General features: G+C 36.1%; 17 protein-coding genes. 4 read left to right on the top strand and 13 right to left on the bottom strand.

Annotated features, from left to right (window positions below; all coding sequences use genetic code 11):
• Positions 1–55: 55 nt before the first annotated feature.
• The 6 genes from ABN702_RS20680 to ABN702_RS20655 form a co-directional block, all read right to left on the bottom strand.
• Positions 56–1,219: a Ger(x)C family spore germination protein gene (locus ABN702_RS20680; protein ID WP_417898485.1), complete on the bottom strand. Its 1,164-nt coding sequence runs from the start codon at positions 1,217–1,219 to the stop codon at positions 56–58.
• Positions 1,216–2,673 (bottom strand): spore germination protein, encoded by a 1,458-nt coding sequence (locus tag ABN702_RS20675; RefSeq protein ID WP_417898484.1) that lies wholly within the window; start codon positions 2,671–2,673, stop codon positions 1,216–1,218. The genes ABN702_RS20680 and ABN702_RS20675 overlap by 4 nt, the downstream gene beginning before the upstream one ends.
• Positions 2,639–3,766 (bottom strand): GerAB/ArcD/ProY family transporter, encoded by a 1,128-nt coding sequence (locus ABN702_RS20670; protein WP_417898483.1) that lies wholly within the window; start codon positions 3,764–3,766, stop codon positions 2,639–2,641. Before ABN702_RS20670 ends, ABN702_RS20675 begins: the two co-directional genes overlap by 35 nt.
• A gap of 113 nt (positions 3,767–3,879) precedes the next feature.
• Positions 3,880–5,493: an ankyrin repeat domain-containing protein gene (locus tag ABN702_RS20665; RefSeq protein ID WP_417898482.1), complete on the bottom strand. Its 1,614-nt coding sequence runs from the start codon at positions 5,491–5,493 to the stop codon at positions 3,880–3,882.
• Positions 5,494–5,520: 27 nt separating this feature from the next.
• Positions 5,521–6,387: a DegV family protein gene (locus tag ABN702_RS20660; protein ID WP_417898481.1), complete on the bottom strand. Its 867-nt coding sequence runs from the start codon at positions 6,385–6,387 to the stop codon at positions 5,521–5,523.
• 172 nt (positions 6,388–6,559) lie between these two features.
• On the bottom strand, positions 6,560–8,116 hold the full coding sequence (locus ABN702_RS20655) for a malate:quinone oxidoreductase (RefSeq protein ID WP_417898480.1): 1,557 nt from the start codon (positions 8,114–8,116) through the stop codon (positions 6,560–6,562).
• Between the two features lie 370 nt (positions 8,117–8,486).
• Between ABN702_RS20655 and ABN702_RS20650 the strand changes: the two genes are divergently transcribed.
• Together ABN702_RS20650 and ABN702_RS20645 are read left to right on the top strand one after the other, a co-directional pair.
• A complete protein-coding gene (locus ABN702_RS20650) occupies positions 8,487–8,951 on the top strand; it encodes a hypothetical protein (RefSeq protein ID WP_417898479.1) in 465 nt (154 codons plus the stop codon).
• Between the two features lie 306 nt (positions 8,952–9,257).
• Positions 9,258–9,701, top strand: coding sequence for a hypothetical protein (locus ABN702_RS20645; protein ID WP_417898478.1), 444 nt, complete (start codon positions 9,258–9,260; stop codon positions 9,699–9,701).
• Between the two features lie 105 nt (positions 9,702–9,806).
• Here the strand turns inward: ABN702_RS20645 and ABN702_RS20640 are convergent, their stop codons facing one another.
• The 3 genes from ABN702_RS20640 to ABN702_RS20630 form a co-directional block, all read right to left on the bottom strand.
• Positions 9,807–10,712: a GDP-mannose 4,6-dehydratase gene (locus tag ABN702_RS20640; protein WP_417898477.1), complete on the bottom strand. Its 906-nt coding sequence runs from the start codon at positions 10,710–10,712 to the stop codon at positions 9,807–9,809.
• 196 nt (positions 10,713–10,908) lie between these two features.
• A complete protein-coding gene (locus tag ABN702_RS20635) occupies positions 10,909–11,430 on the bottom strand; it encodes a nucleoside kinase (protein ID WP_417898476.1) in 522 nt (173 codons plus the stop codon).
• Positions 11,431–11,507: 77 nt separating this feature from the next.
• Positions 11,508–12,242 carry a glycosyltransferase family 8 protein gene (locus tag ABN702_RS20630; RefSeq protein WP_417898475.1) on the bottom strand — a complete coding sequence of 245 codons (735 nt, stop codon included), beginning with the start codon at positions 12,240–12,242 and terminating at the stop codon, positions 11,508–11,510.
• 270 nt (positions 12,243–12,512) lie between these two features.
• Between ABN702_RS20630 and ABN702_RS20625 the strand changes: the two genes are divergently transcribed.
• Together ABN702_RS20625 and ABN702_RS20620 are read left to right on the top strand one after the other, a co-directional pair.
• Complete coding sequence (locus ABN702_RS20625) at positions 12,513–13,301, top strand: glycosyltransferase family 2 protein (RefSeq protein ID WP_417898474.1); 789 nt, start codon at positions 12,513–12,515, stop codon at positions 13,299–13,301.
• On the top strand, positions 13,298–13,882 hold the full coding sequence (locus tag ABN702_RS20620; RefSeq protein ID WP_417898473.1) for a hypothetical protein: 585 nt from the start codon (positions 13,298–13,300) through the stop codon (positions 13,880–13,882). Before ABN702_RS20625 ends, ABN702_RS20620 begins: the two co-directional genes overlap by 4 nt.
• Positions 13,883–14,195: 313 nt before the next feature.
• Here the strand turns inward: ABN702_RS20620 and ABN702_RS20615 are convergent, their stop codons facing one another.
• The 4 genes from ABN702_RS20615 to ABN702_RS20600 form a co-directional block, all read right to left on the bottom strand.
• Complete coding sequence (locus ABN702_RS20615; RefSeq protein ID WP_417898472.1) at positions 14,196–20,138, bottom strand: ATP-binding protein; 5,943 nt, start codon at positions 20,136–20,138, stop codon at positions 14,196–14,198.
• A 169-nt stretch (positions 20,139–20,307) separates the two neighbouring features.
• On the bottom strand, positions 20,308–23,322 hold the full coding sequence (locus ABN702_RS20610; protein ID WP_417898471.1) for a type I restriction endonuclease subunit R: 3,015 nt from the start codon (positions 23,320–23,322) through the stop codon (positions 20,308–20,310).
• 13 nt (positions 23,323–23,335) lie between these two features.
• Entirely contained in the window at positions 23,336–24,631 is a 1,296-nt protein-coding gene (locus tag ABN702_RS20605) for a restriction endonuclease subunit S (protein ID WP_417898470.1), read from the bottom strand.
• Complete coding sequence (locus tag ABN702_RS20600) at positions 24,621–26,405, bottom strand: type I restriction-modification system subunit M (protein WP_417898469.1); 1,785 nt, start codon at positions 26,403–26,405, stop codon at positions 24,621–24,623. The genes ABN702_RS20605 and ABN702_RS20600 overlap by 11 nt, the downstream gene beginning before the upstream one ends.
• Between the last annotated feature and the right edge of the window lie 138 nt (positions 26,406–26,543).

Genomic DNA, 26,543 nt, shown 5'->3' with positions numbered 1-26,543 from the left:
ACCTGACCCTCAACGCTTTAAAGCGTTGAGGGTCAGGCCCCTTTTTGTCACAGTGTCAAAATTCCCCATCTAAACTACGCTTGAATTTATAGCTATTGAAATGCAATATTTGCACGCTGACTTTCACCTCTGTCAGGGAATCTTGATTAAGATAAAAAGCGCTATCTTCTTTTAGTTTTTGAAAATCCTTAGGATGTTCTCGGAACCATTTTTCCCCTGCATCCAGTATATCCAGCTTATTTTCCACCCCTTCCGAGTAGATTGCTTCGACTTTAGCTTTTATATCTTCTTCTATCTGCTTTTTTAAAGCTTTCAATGTTAAATCTTTCTGCAGTTTTTCCAAAAGATCGGCACTGACGGAAATCTCAATGGAAAATTTCGGCCTTTTCGCCGTTTCATCATACTTGATTTTCATTTTCGGCTCCCCAAGCTTGACGGCTGCAACCAACTCTCCTTCCTTTTCCACCCTCCGATCCAAAGATATCCCCTTTTCCGTCAGCCAATTAATAGTGACGGCATGATCTGAAGGTATTTCTCTTCTATACTCCTGGTGCTGAAAGGCGGAGAAACCATTCAGATACAATACCGGATAGTTCTGATCGGCCTTCCAACTGCTTTCATCAATTTTTACAGAAGGAATTTTTGCAGTGCCCATCGGTTCATAATAATCCCGCAGGAAATTCATCATGGTAATAGCTTTTAATTCATTCTCTGCCATTTGCCCTATCTTTGCCTTAAATAGAACCGTGTAAATGGCAGGATAGTTGAAAAGAGCTGGTACATTAAAGACATCCTCGATTTTCTCTTCTGTTGTAAATATTTTCATGGTCGGCCGCAGGGAACGGTTTCTTCCCACTTCCTCCAGTATTTCGTTGGACTTGCTCTGAATGAGACGGTTGGTTAACAACAACGTATTTATATGCCCGAAATAAAGTGGTGGTTCGGATTTCCCGTAGAGCTTGCTGACTGCCATATTCAGGGTTTCACCTCTTGCTGTCGCGATAAAAATTGGTATGTGCTCCACCGTTTTCGCCCCCTCCTGCTTGGCGACATTGACAAAATTCAACCCTTGGAGATAGACGACATATTCTTTTTCTTCCTCATCATAATCTATCCCAATTGCCACAATATAGGTAAGATCCTGGATATTCTTTATCCCGGAACATCCTGTAAGAAATATGATGCAGCTAAGAATAAGTAATTTCACCTTGCCCATCATGATTGGTCCCCCCTTGTGGGATCATTTGGACTTGTGGAGGTCGTTCGTGATTTATAGAATTGCGTCGGCGCCCTAAGGAATGCTTTGATGGCCTCTTTCAAATTGATAGGAGCCAAAGAACCGAAATATGGTGCGCCAAAGGACGTTAGGGTAGAAAAATAGAATACTGTTAAAATAAAGCCTAATATTACGCCGAACAATCCTAGGAAGGTACTAAGGATGATAGCGCCGAATCTTATGATGGTGATGGCAGAACTCAATGATTGATTCACCAAGGTGAAGGAGGAAATATAGGTAATAGCCGCAACGACCAGCATAGTTGGTGAGGTCAGGCCTGCCCTGATTGCAGCATCCCCCACTATCAAGCCTCCGAGCACGGCAACCGTTTGGCCAATTGCCCGCGGCAGCCGCACTCCTGCTTCATTGAATAGCTCGAAAAGGAAAAGGATGATAAACATTTCTATCGGTGCGGATAAGGGCAGCCCAAACCTGGAGACAGAGATGGTTGCCACAAGGAGATAAGGAATCTGCTCAATATTAAAGGCGGAGAACGCAATCCAGATGCTCGGCAAAAAGCCCGATACGATAATCCCTATTACTCTCATGATCCTCTCCACTGACACATAGGCATAGTTGAGATACGAGTCTTCAGGAGATTTGGTCTGTAACAGCAAATTACTCGGCGCAAAAGAGACAGTCGGATTGCCATCGACAAGAAGGGCAAATCTGCCCTGATTCATAGCCTGTACGATAAAGTCCGGCCTTCCGGTAAAATCCATCGTCGGAAAGACAGAATAAGGCGTATCCCGGACAGTGGATTCCAATTCATAAATACTGATCAAAAGATCTAAATCTACCTGATTCAGTCTTTTACGTATTTCATCAAGGACTCTTTGATCGATCACATCATCCAGGTACATGAGGGCCACTTTTGTATTGCTTCTTTTTCCGATTGTAAACTTCTCAAGGCAAAGGGAAGTCGTATTAAGCCTTCTTCTGATCAAGGAGATATTCGTTCTGATATCCTCTACAAACCCATCCTTGGGACCTCTGATGGATGTTTCCAGTGCCGATTCCTCCGGTTGGCGCTTCGGGAAATCTCCTGCTTGAATGCTAAAAAGCCTCTCTTCTATAAGAAACAATACTTTGCCTTCAAAAAGCAGCTGGGATAACTCGTCTATCGACTTGCAGGTAACATCCTCTGCCTGAAAAAGTGACTTAATATTCTTCTCTATCGTTCCTTCATGGACTTCTCCAAGTTTCGGTAAGATAGATTGATTCATAAAACTGCTATCAATTAAGGTTTCCAGATAGATGAGTCCAAAGCTGCCTGTAACCGTTTCGTGCTCCTTGCAGACCATATCCTGACTTTTCGAGAATTTCCCCCTAAGCCCCGCTGCTTTCTCTGCCACACTTTCCTCACACTGTGGAGTTGATCCTGGTGTCATTGCCATGTTTTCCATCCCTTTTTTTGATTACTAATATGAGTAACGCTGATATTAGTATCTGAATTAATAAGAATGCCATGCATGCTGGTAAAAAAAAGTGATAAATTACTTGAGTAAAGTAGTAGGTTTCCACATCGACCATCATTGCGGTAAATAACAGCAGATACATGATAATGACAAGCTTAGCATTCAGCCTGTAATGATTTTTTTTCTTAGTAAAAAAGGTTCCAAGCAAATACATGAACAAACCTATACGGATGACAGCCCCACTCAGCCACTGATATAACGCAAAGAAATCAAGATGGGATATGTATTCCCCAATTTTCAGGACACGCCACTGTTCATAGGCCGGATAGCGGAAGGTGACTGCTTCCGTTGGTCCGAATTCCATAATGGAGGCGGTTAGAGGACCGAGAATCAAGCCTATCAATATGGTTAGTAGCAGAAGCAGTTGACCGAACTTGATCGGTGCCTGAGAGAAGGGCTGCAGGAGTATGACAAGATATATTTCTAGCAGACCTGATAGCGTATAAATTCCACCTTTTATGACAGGCTCATAGCCCTCTGCAAGTAAAGGAAACAGAAGTTGCGGATCCTTCAGGTTGGTGTTTGTAATGGCTATGAATATGCCAAAAAGCATGACAAGCGGGAGAAGGAAGCCACTCGATATGGCCATGGATTTTATTCCGGCCCATGTGATAGTACAGCAGACAATAATAAGCATGATATTGATCATTAATACAGATGCATCCGCGAGAAAATAGGCATTCAGCCATATTACAAGATCTTTGAAAGTAATATAAGCGCTGCAAAATAAAAATAGAATCACAGGTAGGGCTAAAATGGTGGAGAAAACCTTGCCAAACCGGTTCTGGATCATGCTGAAAAAGCCCTCATCCGGACAATTTTTGACAATGTAGTGGATAAGCCATAAAAAGAATAAGGCTACCGGATAACACAAAAGGACACTTAACCAGCTATCCCTGCCTGAGGCCGTAAGCAGATTCGGGATGAGAATGACGTGATTAAGCAGCCCCGTGGATAAAATAAGGAGCGTAAAAAGCTGTCTAGGTATGAGAATTTTCGTTAAACTTTGCATAGGCATCTCCAAATTGTATAGATTTACCTTTTATCGTTGCCGGGGAATCTATATTATATGTAAAAAAATAAGCAATCAGGGGTTTTCCTGATTGCTTCTATCATATTTAATATTTATCTCAGCTTCTCCAAGATTGCAGCATAGCCTTTACGCTCCGCCCATGCAATCGGCTTTGCCCAGTCCTGAACTCTTTTCGATGAAGGCTTGGCCCCATTCTTCAAAAGAAAGAGAACCATATCCTCCTGGCCATATTTCGCTGCCCATCCAAGTGGTGTGGTACCGTATTCGTCATCAGTCTTCTCGAGATCTGCTCCATACTCCAGCAGCATTTTGGCCATGCCCACTTTTCCAAGCATGGCAGCGATATGCAAATAGCTGACCCCTAGCCAATTTGATAGATTCGGATCAGCCCCTTTGTCCAGTAGCATTTTCACTATTTCCTCGTCGGAAAAACGTATCGCATATGTCATATAATTGCTGGTATACCATGAATCATTCAATTCCACTCCAACTTTTAATAGTAAACGGACAATATCTGCATGCCCCTCACTGATAGCCTGTGTTAATGGACCGAAATCCCCTGCATTTACTTCGGATGGACTCACTGCTAATATCTCGCCGACCAGATCCATTCTTCCCAAAGTGCAAGCAGCGGACAAAGATAACGATCCTCCCGCAGCATAAAGTAAATCCACCAATTCTTGATGGCCATTTCTCGTAGCAAAATACAGAGCATTCCCTGAAGCCTCTACCTCTGCGTTCGGGTCTGCTCCGTGATCCAAAAGCATCTTCACTATGGACTGGTGCTTTTCGCTGACTGCTGCATGCAGGGCCGCTCCTCCTGGTGCATCCTTTTCAGGCTGATTCGGATCTGCGCCTTTTTTGAGCAGTGCCTGCACGATGCTTTCATTTCCATTTTTCGCGGCATAATATAATGACGATCTTCCAGATGAGTCCAAGGCATTTACCTTTATTGAATCATTGGACAGCAGCTCCCGTACATATTCTTCATCCCCAACGGCAGAAGCGATGAAAATGTCGTATGTAGCGCCTTTTGAAATGAGATAGCCGACAAGAAACCACTTATTTTTCGTGGATTCTTCGGAACGGTAAAAATAGTCCCCTTCCAATGCCAGGTGGACCGGCTTGCTGCCATCCGCTCTTGTCGCATCGAGATCAGCACCTTTTTCAATAAGAAAATCGATTATGCGGAGCTGCCTCGTCAGAACGGCCCAATGCATAGCTGTATTTCCTCGTCCGTCACTTGAATGGATGGCATAAGGGGTCTCCTCTAGCCATCCAATCAGAGCACTTTCATTTCGTTCCTTCATTAGGACAGCCATCCTTTCACCGAAAGAATTGCTTTGAAGTTTCTGCTCGAGGTGACGTTCAAGTATTTCCACCAAGGAGTCATACCCGCGATCCTTCGCCTTCTGCAGCGGAGAATCCTGCCAGCTGATACCTGAGATGGCAGTTGCATCCGCTCCATAACCGAGGAGAACTTCCACCATGTCTTCATGTCCCTCCCTCACTGCAAAATGAAGCGGTGTAAAGTACGCCCAACTGCAGTTTACGAGAGTTGGATTTTGCTTTAAAAGCTCTTGAGCTATTTGTGTTTCCCCAGTCATGGAAGCAGTCATCATGCGCCACACGTCATTCCCTTTTCCACCACAGGATGGCAAATAGTCATCCGTTTTCAACATGTCCGGCTGAGTAATCACCTTCATTGAAACATGACCTCCCTTTGATTCTATCTATCTCTTTTCTACAAAAAACATAGAAATGGCACCCAAGCCAACATGTGTGCCCACGGAAACTCCCATTTGCATGATGTAAATGTCGCCTGAAAAATCTGTATCCTGTTCCATCTTTACCTTTAATTCCTCTGCAATACTGATATCAGATGTATAGCCGATGATGACAAATTCCGTTATGTCTTTATCGTACCTGTTCACAAATTCCTGAACATAGTGCTTCAATACTCTTTTCTGGCCTCTTTCCTTTCCTACGATTGCCCCTTTTCCCTGCTTCATACTCATAATTGGCTTAAGGTTCAGAATCTTACCCAAAAAAGCCGTTGCATTTGTGATTCTGCCGCTTTTTATTAAATGATTTAAGTCATCAACGGAAAGGAAATGTTTTACATTCACTTTATACTTCTCTATAAATTCCACGATTTCTCCAAATGAAGCACCTCTTTCTCTCATTAAGGCACTTTTCATGATCAGCCAGCCGCTTCCATGACTCATACATTTCGAGTCGACTACATGGATTTTGATAGAGGAACCAGGATACTCTTCATAGAAATAATCCTTGGCCAACACTCCGGATTGATAGGCACCACTGGTCCCGCTAGACATGCAGATACATAGTATTTCCCTATAACCAGCTTCTATCGCCTCTTTAATGATACTCAAATACTCCGTGGGACTTGGCATCCCCGTTGTCGGGTGCTCCGATAGCGCTTCCAACATTCCGTAATATTCATCAGGTTCTATATCCACTCTATCTCTATATACTTTCCCCTCAATATTAATCGTCAATGAAGCCAGGCTAATATCGTGCATCTCAAGCACTTCATTTGATAAATCACAAGTTGAATCTGCTATTATCTTAATCATTCATTTCCTCCAAATAACCGTTCTGCTACAATCTTAACCCAATCGGACTTAATAAACTAGTAGGGGCCAGACCCCTGTTGTTATGTAAACTAAGCCCCATTCCCATTTCAACATAAAAGAACCTCTGATCTACAGAGAGATCAAAGGTTCTTTTATTGTTTTACTTATTAAATTAACTACGAACCGCTTCTTTCGTACCATGCCCTAGACCAAGCGTCTCAGCGGTTGAACGGTGGAGCTCATGGAAAAGCTCCGGGTTTTCCACTAGTGACACACCAAAGGAAGGGATCATTTCTTTTATTTTCGCTTCCCATTCAAACATATGCTGCGGGAAGCATTTTTCCAATACCTCCAGCATGACGTGAACGGCAGTGGAAGCACCTGGTGAAGCTCCGAGTAGTGCAGCGACTGATCCATCCGCAGCACTGACCACTTCCGTACCAAATTGGAGTGTTCCTTTTCCTGCCTCTGTGTCTTTGATTACTTGGACACGCTGGCCCGCCACCACGATACTCCAATCCTCACTCTTTGCGTTTGGAATAAATTCGCGCAACTCATCCATACGCTTTTCATTCGACAACAGCACTTGCTGGATCAGGTATTTTGTCAATGCCATCTCTTTAAAGCCTGCAGCGAGCATTGTCATGACATTATTCGGTTTTACGGAACCGATCAAATCCAAGTTGGAGCCTGTTTTCAGGAACTTTGGTGAAAAGCCGGCAAATGGTCCAAACAGTAATGTTTTTTTGTTGTCGATATACCTGGTATCAAGATGCGGCACAGACATTGGAGGAGCCCCGACCTTGGCCTTCCCGTATACCTTTGCATGATGCTTCTCCACAACTTCCGGATTGTTGCAGACCAAAAATAGGCCGCTTACCGGGAATCCTCCAATTTGCTTGGACTCTGGAATACCGGTTTTTTGCAGCAAATGAAGACTTCCGCCCCCACCACCGATAAATACAAATTTTGCTATATGAGACTCGGTTTTACCGCTCTTCATATCATGTACTTTCACTTCCCACGAGCCGTCTGCAGTCCGCTTAATGTCCTTCACACTGTGCTCGTAGTTCATCTCGACATCTCTGCTTTTTAAGTGATCAAACAGCATGCGTGTCAATGCACCGAAGTTGACATCCGTTCCAGAGTCGATTTTGGTTGCGGCTATCGGTTCACTCGCTGTACGACCTTCCATCATAAGCGGCATCCATTCCTTCAATTTCTCCAAGTCATCGGAATATTCCATCCCATGAAACAGAGGATTACTTGACAGCGCTTGCATCCGGTTTTTCAAAAATGTTACATTTTGTTCCCCTTCTACAAAACTGATATGAGGGATCGGCATGATGAAGTCCCGAGGATTACGGATTACTCTATTTTTCACAAGATAGGACCAGTACTGTCTGGAAAGCTGAAACTGTTCATTCACCTTAACAGCTTTACTGATATCGATGGAGCCATCCGCCTTAACTGAAGTATAGTTAAGCTCGCACAATGCAGCATGTCCCGTGCCCGCATTATTCCATTCGTTTGAGCTTTCTTCCCCTGCGCTTGCAAGCTTCTCGAACACTTTGATTTTCCATTGTGGTGCCAGTTCTTTCAGTATTGCACCCAAAGTCGCGCTCATCACTCCGGCGCCGATCAAGATCACGTCTGTTTTATTCTGTACGTTGCTCATTATTACATCCACATCCCCTATATTTATAAAAAGAGCATGCACGCCAGCCATTGTTTCACAAAAAGCAAGGCGCCACCTAGAAACAAAACTATTCCATCTAATACTATTATATCGTATCTATCACATTAATTTATAGATTAGAAATATCTACTATTATCTGACTATTATAAACTATATTTTGCTGAGAAAAAAGAGAAGTCCTGTTCTCCTCGCAACTATTGCTTCTATTTCTATCTTTTTAGTGGGGATGTGAAGGGTAAGAGAAACTAAAAGAACATATACTTACGGTTCTCCCTTATATATCAAAATGAGGTTTTAACCAGTAAGGCTATCCATAAATTGAATATGCTACATAACCTGAGTATTAATGGTTAAACTACTGAATACTGTGTTGGAAAATTATTAAGAAGGAACTAAAAAAATGAATAATCCTGTTCGGAGACCCATATCAACTATTAGCACGTTTGGCATTACATATTTAAAGCAACATAATCCATACATGGTTGTTTGGTGGTCTGCTGTTTTTCCTGGTTTTGGGCATTACTTACTTAATCAATATTTAAGAGCCACTTTGTTAACAATAACTGAAGTCATAATAAATACTTTAGCCCATATTAACGAAGCAATGATATATTCCTTTTGCGGAGAGTTTGAACTTGCAAAAGGAATACTTGAACCAAATTGGACATTCGGATACCTTGCCATATATTTAATCGCAATGGGAGATTGTTTTCGATCAGCCTTATACCAAAATAAACTTTATCATCTTGCCAGTTTGGAGAATAAACTTATTCCCTGCCTAAAAATTTCTTCCTCTGAAATACAATATCTTGAGAAGAAAAGCCCTATTCTAGGAGTCGTTTACTCTTTTTTCTTCCCAGGATAAGGACAATTGTACAACCATCGATTTGCGCTTGCTTTTTATGCGATGTTTTGGTGGTGGATTTACCTAATGTTATCAAGAATGCACGAATCATTCCTAAATTTAATACATGGTGATCTTAATCAATCTATTTCTATCATTCATCCACACTGGCTTTTGTTTATGCCATCTGTCATGGGCGGCTCCATATATTATTCATACCGTACTACCGTTGAGCATAATCAACTTTTTCAGTTAGAACAGCGCCAACATCTTTCCATGCGCTATCAAAAATCTAAACTACGAATTTTCCCCTAAACAGGTGCGATAATGTTAATATTCGGTGTATTTAAACAATCAATTGAATTAGAGCAAGCATTAGCTGAATTAGAGAACCTATCAATTTTAAGTGAGCATATCCTTGTTGTTTTCATGAACAATAACCAAAAGGAACATGATTACAATCATAGTCCACATGCTTTTGAGATAGGGATTGCTTCCGGAACTGGGGCATCAGTTATCGGAGCAAGCATTGGGTTTGAGCTGACTTTGTGTCCTATCATATGGGGTCTTATTGCTGCATTTATCGGATTTTGTTTAGGAGTGAGTGCGTTCTTTTTAGTAAAAAAACTGAAAAAGCATACCAGCCAGAAGAGTAAAACTCATGAGGTTACGATAGTAATTCAATGCCAAGAAGACCAGACCCAACAGGTCAGTGATGTATTATGGAAATATAATGCAATTTCAGTTGGTTATGCTGATAACCAATCTTGATATCGGGAGTCACATTATTAAATGTTTAGACCTGAACCACTTATACATTCTTATTTATGCTATCTTCAATCATAAAAAAAGGTAGTTTGGTTCTTTAAGTCATTATCATATCTGCAAGCATGTTTTTTTCATTCCTTCTAAAATTGAATATATCGGCTGCCAGCCCAGCTCAGTTTTTGCTAAACGATGATCAAGGCAGCTATGGTAAATATCGCCTGGTCGTGCATGTTTATATACGGGGACAAAGTCTTTATTTAAGATACTATTTAATTTAATTGTTAGTTCATTGATCGAAATTTGTGTGCCTGTACTAATGTTATAAGTTCCATTTCTTTTAGCTTGAAGTGCGGATAGATTTGCAGAAACGACATCTTCTACAAAGATAAAATCTCTTGTTTGTTTACCATCTCCAAAAATAATAGGAGATTCATCCGTTTTCATTTTTTCAATAATGATGGAAATAACACCTCCTTCTCTCTTTGGTACCTGTCTGGGACCATACACATTTGAGTATCTTAGAATTGTATAATTTACATCATAGAGTTGGGCATAGCTACGAATATATTGTTCCGGGACATACTTCGAAATACCATAATTGGATATTGGCTGTATAGGATGGTGTTCACTTATTGGCAAGTAAAGAGGTTTTCCATAAACTGCGGCAGACGAGGAATAGATCAGTTTGCTTTTATAAGCTTTGCATAACTCAATTAGATTAATTGAACCTAAAATATTGACTTGGGCATCAAATACGGGATTTTGTATGGATGCTTGTACGTCTATTTGTGCAGCCATATGGAATACAGCTTTGGGTTTCACTTCTTCAAAAATAGATTTTAATTTCCGGAAGTCTAAGATGTTGAGATAAAAGTATTTTGCTTTCTTATTAAGAAATTGTGCATTTCCTGCTGTCATGTTATCGATAACGTACTTATCATAACCTTCTGTTATTAACAGATCTACTAAATGGGAGCCTATAAAACCACAGCCCCCAGTGACAATTACGTTCATGTCATCACTCCCTTCATTTTTTTGTTGCTAAGAATGTTTGGACTAACTTCTCATATTAAACAAAAAATACCACGATAATTTTAAAACCAACTTTCAGATTCAAAATTTGAAGAATACCCCTTTATAAAAAGAATCAAAAATTTTCCCCTCCAATTTTGGAGGGGAAAATTTTTCACTAAAATACTTTACATTTTTCCTAGACATTCCTTCTATTCTGTTCATATATCCAATCTCTTATTTGTTCAGCTACTTCCGTCACACCAATTTCAGAAGTATCGATAATGGGTATGGGCGGGTCATACTGAGCTGATATTTCAATAAACCATTTAGCTAATTTCTTGATGTACTTAACCTTATTACTTGTCATTTTTTTTCTTTCATATAATCTCTTCTCACGAGTTATGTCATCACAATGTAGAATAAGGTAGTCGACACGTGAAAAATAATTAACATACTTACATGCTGCAATATCTTCTGGCTTGATTAATCCGCATAATATGGTTATTCGGCCGCTTTCAGCGATATCTTGTGCAACTCGAAGCCAAATATTTTGAATTTGGTGTTTGTCTACTTTACCTGCGTCATCTTTTAAAAACTGAAAAATACCATCATAATCCAAAATATCATACTCTGGCATTATTTTTCGCAGTGAATGGATCACATAGGTTTTCCCAGCCCCGCCTGCACCAGTGACGATATAAAGTGGTACCTTTGACATAAACGATCCTCCTTTAGTTTCGTGATGATTGAATGGAAGTTTTATAAGGTTTATGTTTTCAAGTGCTGCAGGAGCTATTAATTCTTCTTTTTTGTCTTTATATTTTTCTTCCATTTCTTCGAATAAATATCGTATTCAGCACGAAGAGGGTGTTTTTCACTCCACCAAGGCTTACTATCTGTGCCTGTGTAATGAATAATAGACGGTTCTAACCGAAGGTCTGTGTTATAAAGATGTTTTGATTGATAATTCCATTTTGGTTCTAGTTGAAGCCATTTATCATAAAGAACTGCATTCATCGAATCTTGACTTGGGTAGCGAATGATGCTTTGATTTTTATTCATGAAATCGATGATTTGTTTTGTTATGCTGTGCTCTCTCCACTTTTTCAGGTTAATCACTAATACACCAGCATTGAAGTACTCGCATTCATCCGGAATCGAAAGTTCAGTATGTCTTAGCTTTTTTAAACCTAACCATGCATCCATTACCGCTGCAATAAAATAATCATCGATATTATTTTCCCATAATTTAGTGACGTCTTCTTTAATGATCATATCGCTGTCTAAATAAATTACTTTCTCGATGTCTTCCCCCAATAGGTCTGGTATAGAAATGCGATGATATGTTTCCTGAGTTAGATGATGGGTGAGGATAAAATTATCATACAGGGTTGGATCAATCGTTAAATAACTGACTTCAGCACCGAAATGATTAACGGTATTCGTTAACAGCTTTTTATTTTTCTTGGATATTTGACTATCAATAATATAAATTATGATAGGATTCGATGAAGTCTTATTTTCTAGCAAGGAAAAAAAGCATTATTGCCAAATGTTTAGCAAAATCATCATTCACAGCTGTTACAACATGTATCTTACTCATTTTTTTCCACCTCATTCTTTAAATCTTTATCTGAATATCTCTATACTCTATTCATTAAAAGTATTTGCAGTGTGTTCCAAATACCTAATTTTTTCAGCCTTGAGCATAATTTTATGAAATTTAAACTTTTATCCCTTCCAAGAGGCTCCTTTCCACATAAAATATTAAGAAATATTATTATAAAAGGAGCTGAAAATATGGCAGTCAATGTTAGTGAGAAAGTTACCGCGATTATTAAAACCTTTGAACGTCCGCATTGCTTGGATATGCTAATAAAAAGCATTAAAAAATTCTATCCAACTCTTCATATTATTGTTGCAGATGATAGTAAATCGCCTATTCCCCGTTCTGATGTAGAGTATCATATCCTTCCTTTTGATAGCGGACTTTCAAAAGGAAGAAACTTCCTTCTGCAACAAGTGAAAACTCCATATTTTTTATTACTGGATGATGATTTTTGTTTCATTAATGAAACCAGTATTGAAAAGTTAATGGATGTTCTTGAAAACTCAGATATAGATGTTGTTGGCGGACGGTGCATCGAGACAAAAGGAGTAAGAAATTCACAAGCTGTATTTACAATAAAGAATGAACTTCTCACCTTAAATGCTGATCCATATGGAAAAGAGGGTGATGTGGAGTTATATGATATTGTTGCAAACTTTTTTTTAGCAAGAACGGATAAATTACAAAAGCATACATGGGATGAAAGATTAAAAGTGGGAGAGCATTATGATTTTTTCTTAAGCTATAAAGGAAAACTTAAGGTAGCGATGCACCCATTTATCTATATTTATCATACAAACGACCGTTCTAATGAGGAATACAATCTGTATCGAAATCGGGATACAGAGGATTTGCACAATAATATTTATCAGGAGAAACATGGGATTACAAAAGTTAAAAGAAAACAACGCCGCCAGTCAATTGATGACATCATGGAATATTTAAGCAAAGAAACAATTGAAACCTATTTTGGGAGTTGAAAAAATTGGAGGATATTAAATCTATCATCGTTAAATACAAGAAGGGGAAGAAAGTAGAAGTTGCTCATAATCCAACCTCCTATCCATTGGTTGGCCATGGGAAGCAAGGTGCCGTTTTTAAAATTTCTCCGGAGCAATGTGTAAAGATATATGCAAAGGAAGGAAATACCGTAAAAGAAGGAAAAGTACTAAAAGCTGCTCAGGGTTCGCCTATTGTCCCGAGATTATATGAGATTGGTGAAAACTATATTATTATGGAATATCTTGAGGGTCCCTCTTTATTTGATTATCTAAAAGAAAAGCGGATTTTAACCGAGGAAATCACCAATCAAATTCTTTTTATATTAAAGGAAATGAAACGGTTACAATTTACCCGATTGGACAGCAGATTAAATCACATCATTGTTACCCGCCAAGGAGAACTTAAAGTAATAGACCTTGTAAGCCATTTCAAAAAAAAGGTTGACCATCCGGAGTTCCTCATGCAACACCTTAAAAGACTGGGCTTATTATCTGCGTTTTTAGATCAAGTAAAAAATATTGATCCTCCATCCTACCAGGAATGGAAGAGTTTTAATTGAGTAGGGGGAGACTATTCCTGGCCTCTTACACCACCGTACATACGGTTCCGTATACGGCGGTTTCATTTATATTTAAGTCAAACGTCTTGTTTGATACCGAGCATATAGACTCTTGAACCCTTGGTTTTTCCATGGTTTCCAAAAACGTTATGCAGTATTGGGCTATTGGCGAAATGCCAGTAGCCTTTACTTATATTTGCGCTCATTTACTTATGATACGGTTCACCGTGATGATTTAAGAGGCAAAAAATAGACACTGGAGTATTAATTCCAGTGTCTTCAATTTTTCTAGGATACGTCTAGTTTATATCTTTTATAAATTCGGCATACTTTCTACTTTGTTTGTCTTATAATAAGTTAATCCATATTTACGACATAAATCATCTACTTTTTCTTTATCACCTAGCCATCTACACATTAATGGTTGCCTAAAGTAATTTTGGTGCGTAGCCTCTCTATTCGGAAAAGTAAAACGTTCAAATTGTAAGACCATTTCATTATCTGTATTTACCCAGATTAATGAATTATCTCTTGAAGGCTTAATATCAAACAAATTTCTTAAAATAGGTGAAGGATACATCATAGTATTTCCATATATAAAAACACTAGTTCCAACCAGTTCATTCGTCAAACAGACTCCTGTACTCTCCAAGAACTCTTCTTCAATAATAAACAATTCTTTACCCTCTGAAATACTAGATGAGACTAGTCCACCTGTATTTAAAGATTTTGTTATTGATATATCCTTAACTAATACATTATTATTTATTAATTTTGCTGTTTCGGTAAAAACAATTCCATCTCTACTACCAACGGGATACCAAATTACCCCACCTATAACATACATATCTTCAGGCACATTTCTTTCTAAAATCCCATTTAAATAAGGCTTGCCTTTCGATATGGTACTTTCGTCTATAAATCTTTTAAGTTCATTCTCTATATACCATTCTGTATCATAAGTAACTTGAGGTATTTTTGAAATTACCCAAGAATCATCTGCACTTAATAAGGCTTGGGCTTTTACAGTTAAAGGGACATTTCCCCATCTTCCTTTCTTTTCTTCCGCATATAGTATCTCCATGTCCAATTCACTATCGGATTTTGGATAAAGCATAGAGTCTCCCGGTCTACTTCCTTTACTTATAGAAGAGTTTTGGCGTTTTGATGTCTTCTCAATCTGCAAAAAGTATTTAATATCATCATTAGATTTACAAGTAATATTTTCCATCACACTTAAAAATCTCTTTGCTGAAAAACTTACATTAGAATCACTAAATACCATTGGCGGATTAGTAGGAAGCTCGTATTCAATCTCTTTTGCAGAGTATTCAAATTCTATGTCTTTTACATTTTTTATAATTGAAAATAATTGTATCTTTTTAGATAAGTTATTTGTCTCAATATACTCTCTCTCTATACATGGATATATAACATTAAGCCCCTCAATATTTTCTTGAGACCACCTTTCCGACATTAATAAAAGATATTCTTTCTGTTCATCAGTATATAGCTCCCAAGAATCCATTATGAAGTTAAATAAATCTGGATATCTTTCAACTAGTAATTGTAAACCTTGTAAGCAAATTTCAATTCTATGAATATTCCTAGTTAAAATTTGTTCTATAAAAATATTACAAGTTAATTCCGCAACATTTTTGGGAATCAGCAAACTACTAATTGAAGGGTTTATTAATTTCGAACTAAAATTCAAATGACCACATCCAGTGAGCCATTTATAATGAGACTTCAATTCCTCATCAAACATTAATTTCAAAAAATCATTAGATAATAAATTAACCGCATATTGTAATAAAAATTCCATATTAGAACTACAAGTATAGTAATGGTCTTTATCATCTAAATTTTTTTTATTATAGTCAGCCAAAGCCCACAAAATATCCTCTTCAAATACTTCTAAAAGTTTTTCAACAATATTTGTGCATCCGGACTGTTCCCAAGTATAATTTTCTAGCCTAATTAGAGTAAATTCTATAAATTTTGTAGCTATTTTTTTAGAGATTTCATCGCGCTTTTCGATTATATTCCAAGCAATATTAATAGAATCCCACTTCATGAATGGATCCTGTTCATATTCCAAAAAGTGAATAATCTCATCTGTTTTCATTTCATTTAGGCTTGATTCTAAATTCTCTTTCTCTAATTTTCTCTTTTGACTAAATTCATCTTGTTTTCCCACTTCATAATCATGCTTATTTTCTTGATGTAGTGCAATTTTCACGTGTTCTGGTGCTAATTGTGCTAATAAACTCTCTATTCCACCAGCTTCTATCTTTTTCCCCTTGTTTACACATTTAAAATAAATATTCCTTAATCCTATCCTGTCTTCATTGTTGTACCAAGATAATATTCCACAACTTAAAATCCAAATCGAAATTAATTCCTCAATATCTTTTGAGTTTTCCACCATTTCAAACAGCTGATCATGCATTATATCTAGCGAAAAACGAAACTCTTCATCTTGTTGCCTTAACTTCCATATGTTATTAATTCCGCATTTTACTGCCGCTGAAGCAATTTCTTTTTTTATATCATACGAGGCTCTATTACTCCCTTTTATATCTGCTATGCTAGACAACTGATATAGTTCTATACCTCTAGTTTGCCATTCATGAGGATACTGTTTAATAATCTTTTTAAAATACGTTAGTAGTGGCCATAAGGCATATTCCTTATGATCTACATAGCTAACAACATCCCATTGTAGCTTCTTATCAATTTCATTTATGAGTTCAGGAACTACGACTTCTCCATACTTTTTAAAGCACTCATGCGTTTCTTCATAATTACTTTCTATGAAAAGATTTTCCCCATTTTCTCCGTACAATTCTAATAGGTATTCTCGTACTGTATCATTTTTTTCATTCTTAATTAAAAAATCCAAGATAATAGCCTTATAATGCATTCCTAATTGTTTTCTATTGAATAAATGTGTCCTTAATATGTTGTAAAGGTAATCAACTTCGATTGTTGTTAAAAGATTACTTTGGTTTAAAGATATATACAACAGTATCTTAAATCCTTCATTAAAGTTAAAGGTTCTTACTCCTCTGGTCTCATACTCAAAAAAGTCCATATAACTTTTTACTAATAAATTTCTTGTATTAGTGATTGTGTTTTTATTATTAAGCTCTCTTATTATTCTACCTATTAAAAAGCCATGACGAGTTAGATTTCTTAAATATCGGAAGTCTTTATCTTCAGCTCTTTTTTCAACATCCTGTGTTAAATTATTAATTACACCAAGACCCACTAAAATATCTTTATTAAACTCTTGGTAGCCTATTATAATTGATAGGAGTATAGCTCTAAAACTAGTATCATTCGTAATATATTTAATCTTCTCTAACCCTTTTAAATCTATTAATGGTGGATTCTGATTATTAATCATTAAGCAAACATGAGCTAATAAGACATCATTTGAAGTTTCTCTTTCTTCAGCTATTCTTACTAAAACCTCGTTATAGTTATCAATCTGATTATTAAATAATATATTCATTAGATTCTTTTCTATACAGCTGTAAGAAACGCCACCATTATAAATAATTTCAACCGCTTTATCAGTTTCGTTCATTATAATTAACTTTTCAAAGTAAGTGTCATTGAATAGTAAAGAAACTCGTATTTCATCGTCTGTTTGTTTAGATTTATCTATTTTAGTAAAATCCTTGTTAAATTCAACAGCTAAATATGCCCAATTAGTTATTATTTCATCTAGCAAGTTTTGATCCCATAACACACTTTTTTCCTCAGAAAGAATTGTTCCTATAAATGATGACGGTGTGAAATCCTTCATCCATAGATTAAAAGTTGAGCTTGCTCTAGAATAAGATACAGGATCTTCATAAGATAATAAATCTATACAAAATTTCAACATGAGTAGATAGTTTTCTAGAACTTCTAATCTTAAATCTTCTGCTTTTAATTCATAAGGGCTAATGGTCTTCACATAAGATTTATCTTTTAATTTATATTCCTTTTCATAATACTCATAATAACGAACATGCTGGTACATTGTATTTATTGCAAGATAGACATTATGATATTTTTCCCAATCCCTAGAATCAATAGCAGATTGGTAAGCCAAGGATCCATATTCTTGCAAATCCCTCTTTGACAATCCATTAGCCATTGAGTGAATTACATAATCTACATTAAAAACTTCTGATATTAAATCCTTCCTACCTGAACTGATTAATAAGGGTATTAAGTTATTTAAACTTGATAAACTATAATTATCTCTCATAAAATATTCAGCTAATTGAAATGCAATACTCCTATACTTAGCGCCGTTGCTATTATTAGCCATTAAAAAAACTCTAAAATCATTATGAAATAATGCATATTCATCATTACTCATTTTCTGTACCAAAGGAAATAGTAACTCTAATAATTCATCCCAATCATCTTTTTGTAAATTCACTTTTAGTGCTTTACTTAATATCTCGGAATTGACTCTTCCATTCAATAAAATTATTGCGCTTGATACTACTTTATCTGGAAAAGGAAACCCTAAATTCTTATTATTCAAATAATTTGTTACATACCTCCATATATGACTATAATAATTTGTAATATCACTACTCACATATTTTTCATCTAATATTCTTTTAAAGTCATCAAGTGTAATACAATTTCTAGCTTCTTCGATCGCAAATGCTACTGATAAATTATTCCCAAGGGTTTTATTATAAATAAATTCAGCTAAGGTATTAATATCTATATCGAGCTTTGTACCTTTTTGTTCGATTAATTCTTTAATATCTTCTTTTAACAGAGGTGGCACCTGTAAATGTTCAACTTTTTCTGTACTTGTTTTTATCCAAAGGGGATATTGATCATATAATTGAGCTGGTTGACCCACAATTACAAATACAACACCTTCTGGAATTTCATTCGGGCTGAATAAACTATGTAAAAAAGTTATCTCATTATTTGCTCTCGCTGCATGATCAATACCATCAATACAAATGATTACTTTTTCAGCTGTTTTTTTATATAAAATTTCAGCTAAACGAATAACCTCTATTCGCATTTGTTCAACTGAACATAATGCGTTAGTAATTGGAACATTATATTTTTTTAATTCTCCTTTAAAGTATTTTCTTAATTGAATTAACAAATCATTCCACAAAGATTCTGGCTTACATAAACCTGAATCAATATCGTAAAATCTTTGCTCGGGAGAAATAGGTTTAAAAGTATGATATCTAGCATTAAAAAGATTATGATTTAATTGCAAATAACTTATAAGGCTAGTTTTACCGCTTCCCGGATCACCGGATATCCAAACTATTTTCCGATCCTCATCCTTTATATTTTTAATTACATTTTCAGCAAATTCTTCACGGCTTTTAAAGAATGGCGTTGGAAAAGGTAACTCATGCTCTCCATGCTCTATGTCAAAGCTTAGTGATAGAGCATCATAAACATCCTCTAGGGTTACTTGTACTTTGTCTCCTCTTCTAGTAGTTGTCCAGATTCTTAGATTAGAACAAAGCTTATCAAATAAGCCCCTCGCAACCATTAAATTACAATTAAATGTATCTTGTAGCGATCTCAGCATAGAATCTTCTAATTCCTCTAATGAACCTTCATTACTTCTTATTACAACTGATTTTAAAAAACCTAATTCTAAAAAATTCTCACCTATTGATGATTTAAATTCATTCCATTGCATTCCTAAATCTCTATCATCAATTAATTTGTCGATTTCATCTATTGATTTTGATTGTTCTATATATGACTTCATTACTTGGATAAATTCCTTTAAAGGTAAAGCAGTATACTTCTCACCGTCAAAGGTTCGTTTTGTTCTATTCATTCCTAAATTTCTATTGGTATATAAAACGGGTGTAATAGTCTTACCCCCATTTTCCATAGCTTCTTTCCAGCCACTAGCTAATGATTTTATTAAACTAATTTTGGTACTTCCATTTCCCCTAGTAGTTGTTTCTATTAATTTTGAAAATGTAAGGTTTCCCTTTCCAGCATCTCCAACTTCATGTTTAACCTGAAAACACACTTCTTCAATATTGCCAATTCCGACAACTACATCATCAATTGTATTATGAATATCTGATTGAAGAATCACATATGAAACATTGCTATCCGGATTAATCATTTCTATAACTCTTTGCAAGCCCACGTACCATTCGTACCAGTATGGATCTCCAATTCCCGGCGTTGACATTTTATCACCTCTAAGATTGGTTAATTCTACTTCATTATCCAATATCCAAACTCTTTAATAGGGATCTCTTTCTTAATTTCATCGATAAGTTTTTTCTTTAGAAAAAAGTCAGCCATTCGAAAGTTTATTTACTAACTTCTCTAGAATTGACTGACATTCACTGCATTATTCTATATTTATCTTTTGATTCTGTTCTTGATATACTTCTCTCCTACACTTCCGACCGCAATGTCTTATAAACATCCGCAGCAATATATGCATAGACTGTTTTAAAGTACGAATCGTCAGCTCCAATTAATTTTTGGTAGGCTTCTGAATTCTTAGTATACTCATCCATTACTCGATCAAGGAATATATCTTTAAACAGGCTATTTTCAAACATTTCTTGGCTATTATTTTTAGCCATGTTTACTATTTTTGCATCTATTTCTTGAGTAAATGCTTTGTGTAATGTTTCCACAATGACTCGATCTTGTGGTGAAAAATCATCTGGGAATCGTTCGTTAATTCGATGAACAATCTGTTCTAACGAATCACGCTCATCTACTGGTTTTACGTTTGCATTAAATTCTTCGGGATGTTTTAATTCCCCACCCTTTTCATTTTCAGCAACAAGCATGATTTCGCCTTCAAAATCCTTTTGCAGCTTATAATATTCTAGCTTCACTTTATCTGTAATATCCACTTTCTCACGTGTTTCTTTTGGGATAAATTTCAATAGATAGCTCGTATAAATGTTTTCTTCTAATAATTCCATATCAAATGTACGATCTAGCTGCGCGACATAGTTATACCATTTACCGAAGTTACGTAATGTTACTCTAAATTCATATTGTGTATCTTCTGGCAAGTCTTCGTAACGCTGAATGACAGGTTTGAATAAACTGGACAAGCGACCTAATAAACGTTCATCTTGTTTCTTTTGAGCTTGTTTCACCAGTTTCATTACTTCGGCTATGTCATCATCATTATAAAGAGTAAATTTACGTAATTTACTTTGCGTATCGTAAATTAAATTTAGATTTACTTCCTCTTTTAGCGTTGTTGCTTCGTAAAAAGGCTGGAAAGCGTCTAATATTTCTTCCTCAGTATTAACAAAATCTAAGATAAATGTATCTTTCTTTCCTTGCATAGTTCTATTTAATCGGGAAAGTGTCTGTACTGCCTTCACTCCTCGTAATTTTTTATCGACAAACATCGTATGAAGTAGCGGCTCATCAAAACCGGTTTGATATTTCTCTGCTACTATCAATAGATTAAAATCATCCCCATGAAATGTTTCTTTTAATTGATTCTCTTTAACCCGCTCACCATCTTTTGTTACGTTCATACTAGGCTCTGTGTATTCTTTATCGTCATCAGTAACAGAACCTGAAAAAGCAACGAGAACATCAAGATCCGTATAGCCTTTCTCTTTAATGTAAGCTTTAAATTCCTTCATATACCTAACAGCATGAAGACGTGAAGGAGTAACGATCATTGCTTTCGCACTTCCACCAATAGCCATTTTAGTTACTGCTCTAAACTGCTCAATCATAACTTCGGTTTTTTGCCTTAATACCCAAGGATGAAACGATTGGTAACGTGCAATTGCTCGCACAGCTTCTGTTTTTGGCAGCTCAGGATTTTCTTCAATTTCTTTTGCAATGCGGTAAGAAGTTTTATAGGTCATATAGTTTTTTAACACATCTAAAATAAAGCCTTCTTCAATAGCTTGTCTCATGCTATAAATGTGAAATGGTCTAAAGCTACCCTCATTTTCTTTTGTACCGAACATTTCAATTGTTTTTTCTTTTGGAGTGGCTGTAAAGGCAAAGAAGCTTAAATTACCATGTTGCCCTTGTGATAGTAAAGTTTTAACAAGTTGATCTTGGTCATCTAATGTTTGGTTTTCAATATCTTCTTCAATTTCTTGATACTCTTTGAGTGATGCTTCTTTATCTGCAAGTGCTTCTTTTAACTTTTGAGCGCTTCTTCCAGTTTGCGAAGAATGTGCTTCATCGACTATTACCGCAAACCTTCTTCTTTCTACCGCATCGATTTCTTGATAAATGACAGGGAACTTTTGTAGTGTCGTAATAATGATTTTCTTTTTATCGTTAATTGCATTCTTTAAATCTTGAGACGATTTATTGTCACCAATTGTTTCTACTTGTCCTGTCGTATGTTCAAAACTTGTAAGCGTGTCCTGTAGCTGTCGATCTAACACTGTCCGGTCTGTCACGATTATAATAGATGAATAAATAGGGTTGTTCTCTCTATCGTGTAAGGATGCTAAATGATAAGCGAGCCATGCTATGCTATTTGATTTTCCTGAACCTGCAGAATGTTGAATGAGATAGTTTTTCCCTGATCCATGTTCTCCCACATCTTGTACTAACTTATTTACTACATCTAATTGATGATAGCGTGGAAAAATTAATATATCCTTTTTCACTTCAAAATTCATAAATCGTTCCAAAATATCCATAAGCTGATGTCGATGTAAAACTTGCTCCCATAAATAGGCTGTAGGGAATCCATCTGTATTATGTGGATTCCCTTTTCCACCAACTTCCCCTGCTCCATTTGATCCTTGATTAAATGGTAGGAAGTATGTTTTGTTTTTTTCTAGTTTGGTGGTCATATATACCTCAAAATGGTCAACAGCAAAATACACTAAAAATCGTTTATTAAATTGAAATACAATTTCACTCGGATCACGATCATTTTCAAATTGTACTTTTGCATGTTCAACATTTTGTCCGGTATACTGATTTTTTAATTCTAAAGCGACAAGAGGAATACCGTTTACAGCTAATACCATATCGATTGTGTTTCGACTTTTGTTACTATAAGCAAACTGTCGTATACACTGAAAACGATTGGCTTCAAACTGCTTAATATTTTCATAGCTTAAAGAAGAAACAGGTCGAAAATAAACAACTTTAAAAGGGACTCCACGATCTTTAATTCCTTTTCGAAGGACATGTAAAAGACCATGTGCATTTACTTCTTCATTAAGCCGTTTTAGAAATTTTGTTTCTGCATCGGTACGATAAATTTTTTCGTATCTCTTCCATGATTTTGGTTGTGTTTCACGAATAAAACACAGGAGAACAGAGGGATCTAACCCTAGTTGTGGATCATAGTTTGTATCTTTGAAAGCGACCGACTCCCAGCCGCCTTCATTTGTTAAGCTAGTTTCAATATCTTTCTCAAAACGCACTTCTTTGTTTTCAACCACATCCTAGACCCCCTCAAACTTCTTTTTTTCCGGTAACATATTCATAGATGAGAGATCTTTTATATTTCTCTAATTCTTCGATAACTTCTTCTTTATCTTTAATTAACTTATTAATTTTTACAATTTTATTATTTAAATATGAAACTATATTATTTTGTTCACTAATGCCAGGAATTGGAATCTTTATATTAAAAAATTCACTTGTATAAAGTCTTGTAAGACCTGCTCCCACCCCACTTGAGTTTTTTATAAATTCGGCAATCATCAATGGCGTTTTGAATAAAAACCTTAAATATTCAACATTGTTATCACCTTTTATTTGATAGACAGCATAATCTGGGCTAACAATACCCTCATACTTTGAAACATCAAAAACTCCTAAGTGCGCTTTCAATTTATTAAAAACTAAATCATTTACTTCTACTATCCTATTTCCAGTATAATTTGCAGGAGGGTTAGGAATTACATCCATATCCTTGCTGGGAATAATTCCAAACTTTTGCGACATAGACAATGGCTCTTCTTTACCAAGAATACTTTTCTCATTTTTTTCTTTTAATACATATTTAATTCTAATTACATTCCAATGATTTGGAATCATCTCTATCCATTTAATTCCACTATTTTTCATTTCAATTTTTGGTTCTATACCTTTTGTAACTGCTTCTGTAATAATCGAATGTTTATATATTTTTAGTTCTTCAATGGATTGCTTTGTTTCGAAAATTGTCTTTTCTACGGATTCCACCTTGGGCCTAATGAAATTAACTATTTTAGTTTGTATATTTTTTGGGGGTAAAGGTAGCCTTACTGCAAATAGCCTCTCCATTGGAATTCGCATCCTAATGGTGTTCAATTTACCAGTCGAAGATTCTTTCATCATTATTCCATTACCAAGTCCTAATAAGCTCCGTTGAAAGGATTCTGTCTGAAATAAATAATAATAATAATTTATATCAACTTGACCACTATCATCATAAAGAGTGTAATATACTGGACTGACTGCTCCTTTATATTTAGACAGCCCTACAGCACCTGCTAATATATTCATACTGTTAATGACGATATCATCAGGTAAAGCTACTTTATAGGCGGTTAAATCTTCTTTTGCTTTATTTCCACCACCTGTTTTTTCAGAATATGGAAATACACCTCTTTCAACCGATAATGAAAGGATATCTTGAGTAATAATTGGATCATTCTTCATTTTACGTTCCGACAGAATATATTTCATTCTCCTCAAATCCCAACCCTTTGGAATTCGTCCAATCCACTCAACACCTGAATCTTGCATTTCTCTATTCAACATTAGTCACATCCTTACCTGATAGCGATTGGAAGTTTGCAACAATTGATTCTTCTAACTTTTTTATTCTTTCTGCAATTACTTCAGAAGGTTCCTGTGGAGTATATTTATAGAACAAACGTGTAAACGGTATTTCATAACCAACTTTATCTTTTTTTCGATCTATCCATGCATCTGAATTAAACGGTAATACTTCACGTTTAAAGAAAGTATCGACATCTTCATTTAATGGTATTTCTTCTGTATCCCGTAACATTGTATCTGCTACAGGTTTATTTTTCTTCAAAATGATATTTCCATCCTCATCATGCTGCGGACTTTCAACCGTAACACGTACATATCCGAAATCTTCATTATCAAAAATCTTAGATTCCACTATTTTTTCACCAAGTCTATACTCTTTATTTTCAAATTCACCATATGCTTGCACAATCATATTTCTGCATTCCTCTGAAATATCAACACCTTTTTCTCCAATGTTTTTTCTTCGCTTTTCATACATTTTTGAAGCATTAATTAGTTGCACTTTTCCTCTGCGTTCAGCTGATTTATTTTTCGTAATGACCCATATATACGTCGAGATACCTGTGTTATAAAATAAGTTATTTGGTAATTGGATAATTGCTTCTAACCAATCATTTTCAATGACATATTGGCGAATACTACTCTCTCCCCCACCAGCACTACCTGAAAAGAGTGCTGAACCATTATGGATAATTGCCATTCTTCCTGTCTCTTTTAACTTTGAAATACCATTTAATTGAAAGAGTAATTGGCCATCACTTATTTTCGGAAGCCCAATACCAAAACGGCCATTCTCACCTAATGCATGCTCATCTTTAACTGACTTCTGATCCCTTTTCCAGTCAGTTCCAAACGGTGGATTGGATATACAGTAATCAAATTCATACCCCTCGAACTTATCATTCGATAATGTACTTCCTAATGCCATATTATCTGGGTTTCCGCCACGTATCATCGTATCTGCTTTGGCAATAGCATATGTTTCAGAATTTAATTCCTGTCCATATGTTCTTACTTCTGCATTTTCATTAAAATCATTGATGCGTTCTTGCATTGCCGATAACATTTGTGACGTTCCCATAGTTTGGTCGTAAACCGTTTTTACAACATCTTCTCCTGTTAACGCATCTCTATCTTCAATTAATAATAAATCTGTCATTAAATAAATAATATCTCGACTTGTAAAATGTTCCCCTGCTTCTTCGTTATAACTCTCTGAAAACTTACGAACTAATTCTTCGAAAATATATCCCATATCTGTACTCGTTACTTTATCTGGACCTAGATATGATTCTTTTTTATTAAATTCTTGAATAACATGAAATAGGGCATCATTTTCAGCTAATGTAGAAATTTCAACATCAAACTTAAAGTTCGCTAAAATATCTAGCATATTATCTGAAAAACTATTTAAATAAGCTCGGAAATTTGTTTCGATATTTGCTGGGTCTGCAAGCAGCGTATCAAATGAATATACACTAGTGTTGTAAAATGCATAACCCGATGCTTGTGATAAGAACCGATAGCGAAATGAATCGTTCATCTCCTTATATTGTTCTGAAGCCTCCAATACTTTTTCCCGTGTGGGTAATAACGTGTCGTGAAGACGCTTAATTACGGTCATGGGCAAAATTACTTTTCCATATTCATGTGGCTTGTATAACCCTCTTAATATATCTGCGACGTTCCAAATTAAATTGGCCTGTTTTTGTACATTAATTGATGTTTGTGTATTACGTTGATTTTCTGTCATTATAATTTCTTCCCTTCTCAACTACTGGAACTATTAACTATATTAATTTTATCATATGTAAAAATTAGGGGGACAGTTTATTAGTGATAACTAGTTACCTTTTAAGAAAATTTAGTTTAAACCAAAAATTCACCCTGA

Source organism: Bacillus haimaensis (genome assembly GCF_048270625.1).
In the GTDB taxonomy this organism is placed as follows: Bacteria; Bacillota; Bacilli; order Bacillales; family Bacillaceae_I; genus Sutcliffiella_A; species Sutcliffiella_A haimaensis.
This window is presented reverse-complemented; position numbering and strand designations above follow the sequence as displayed.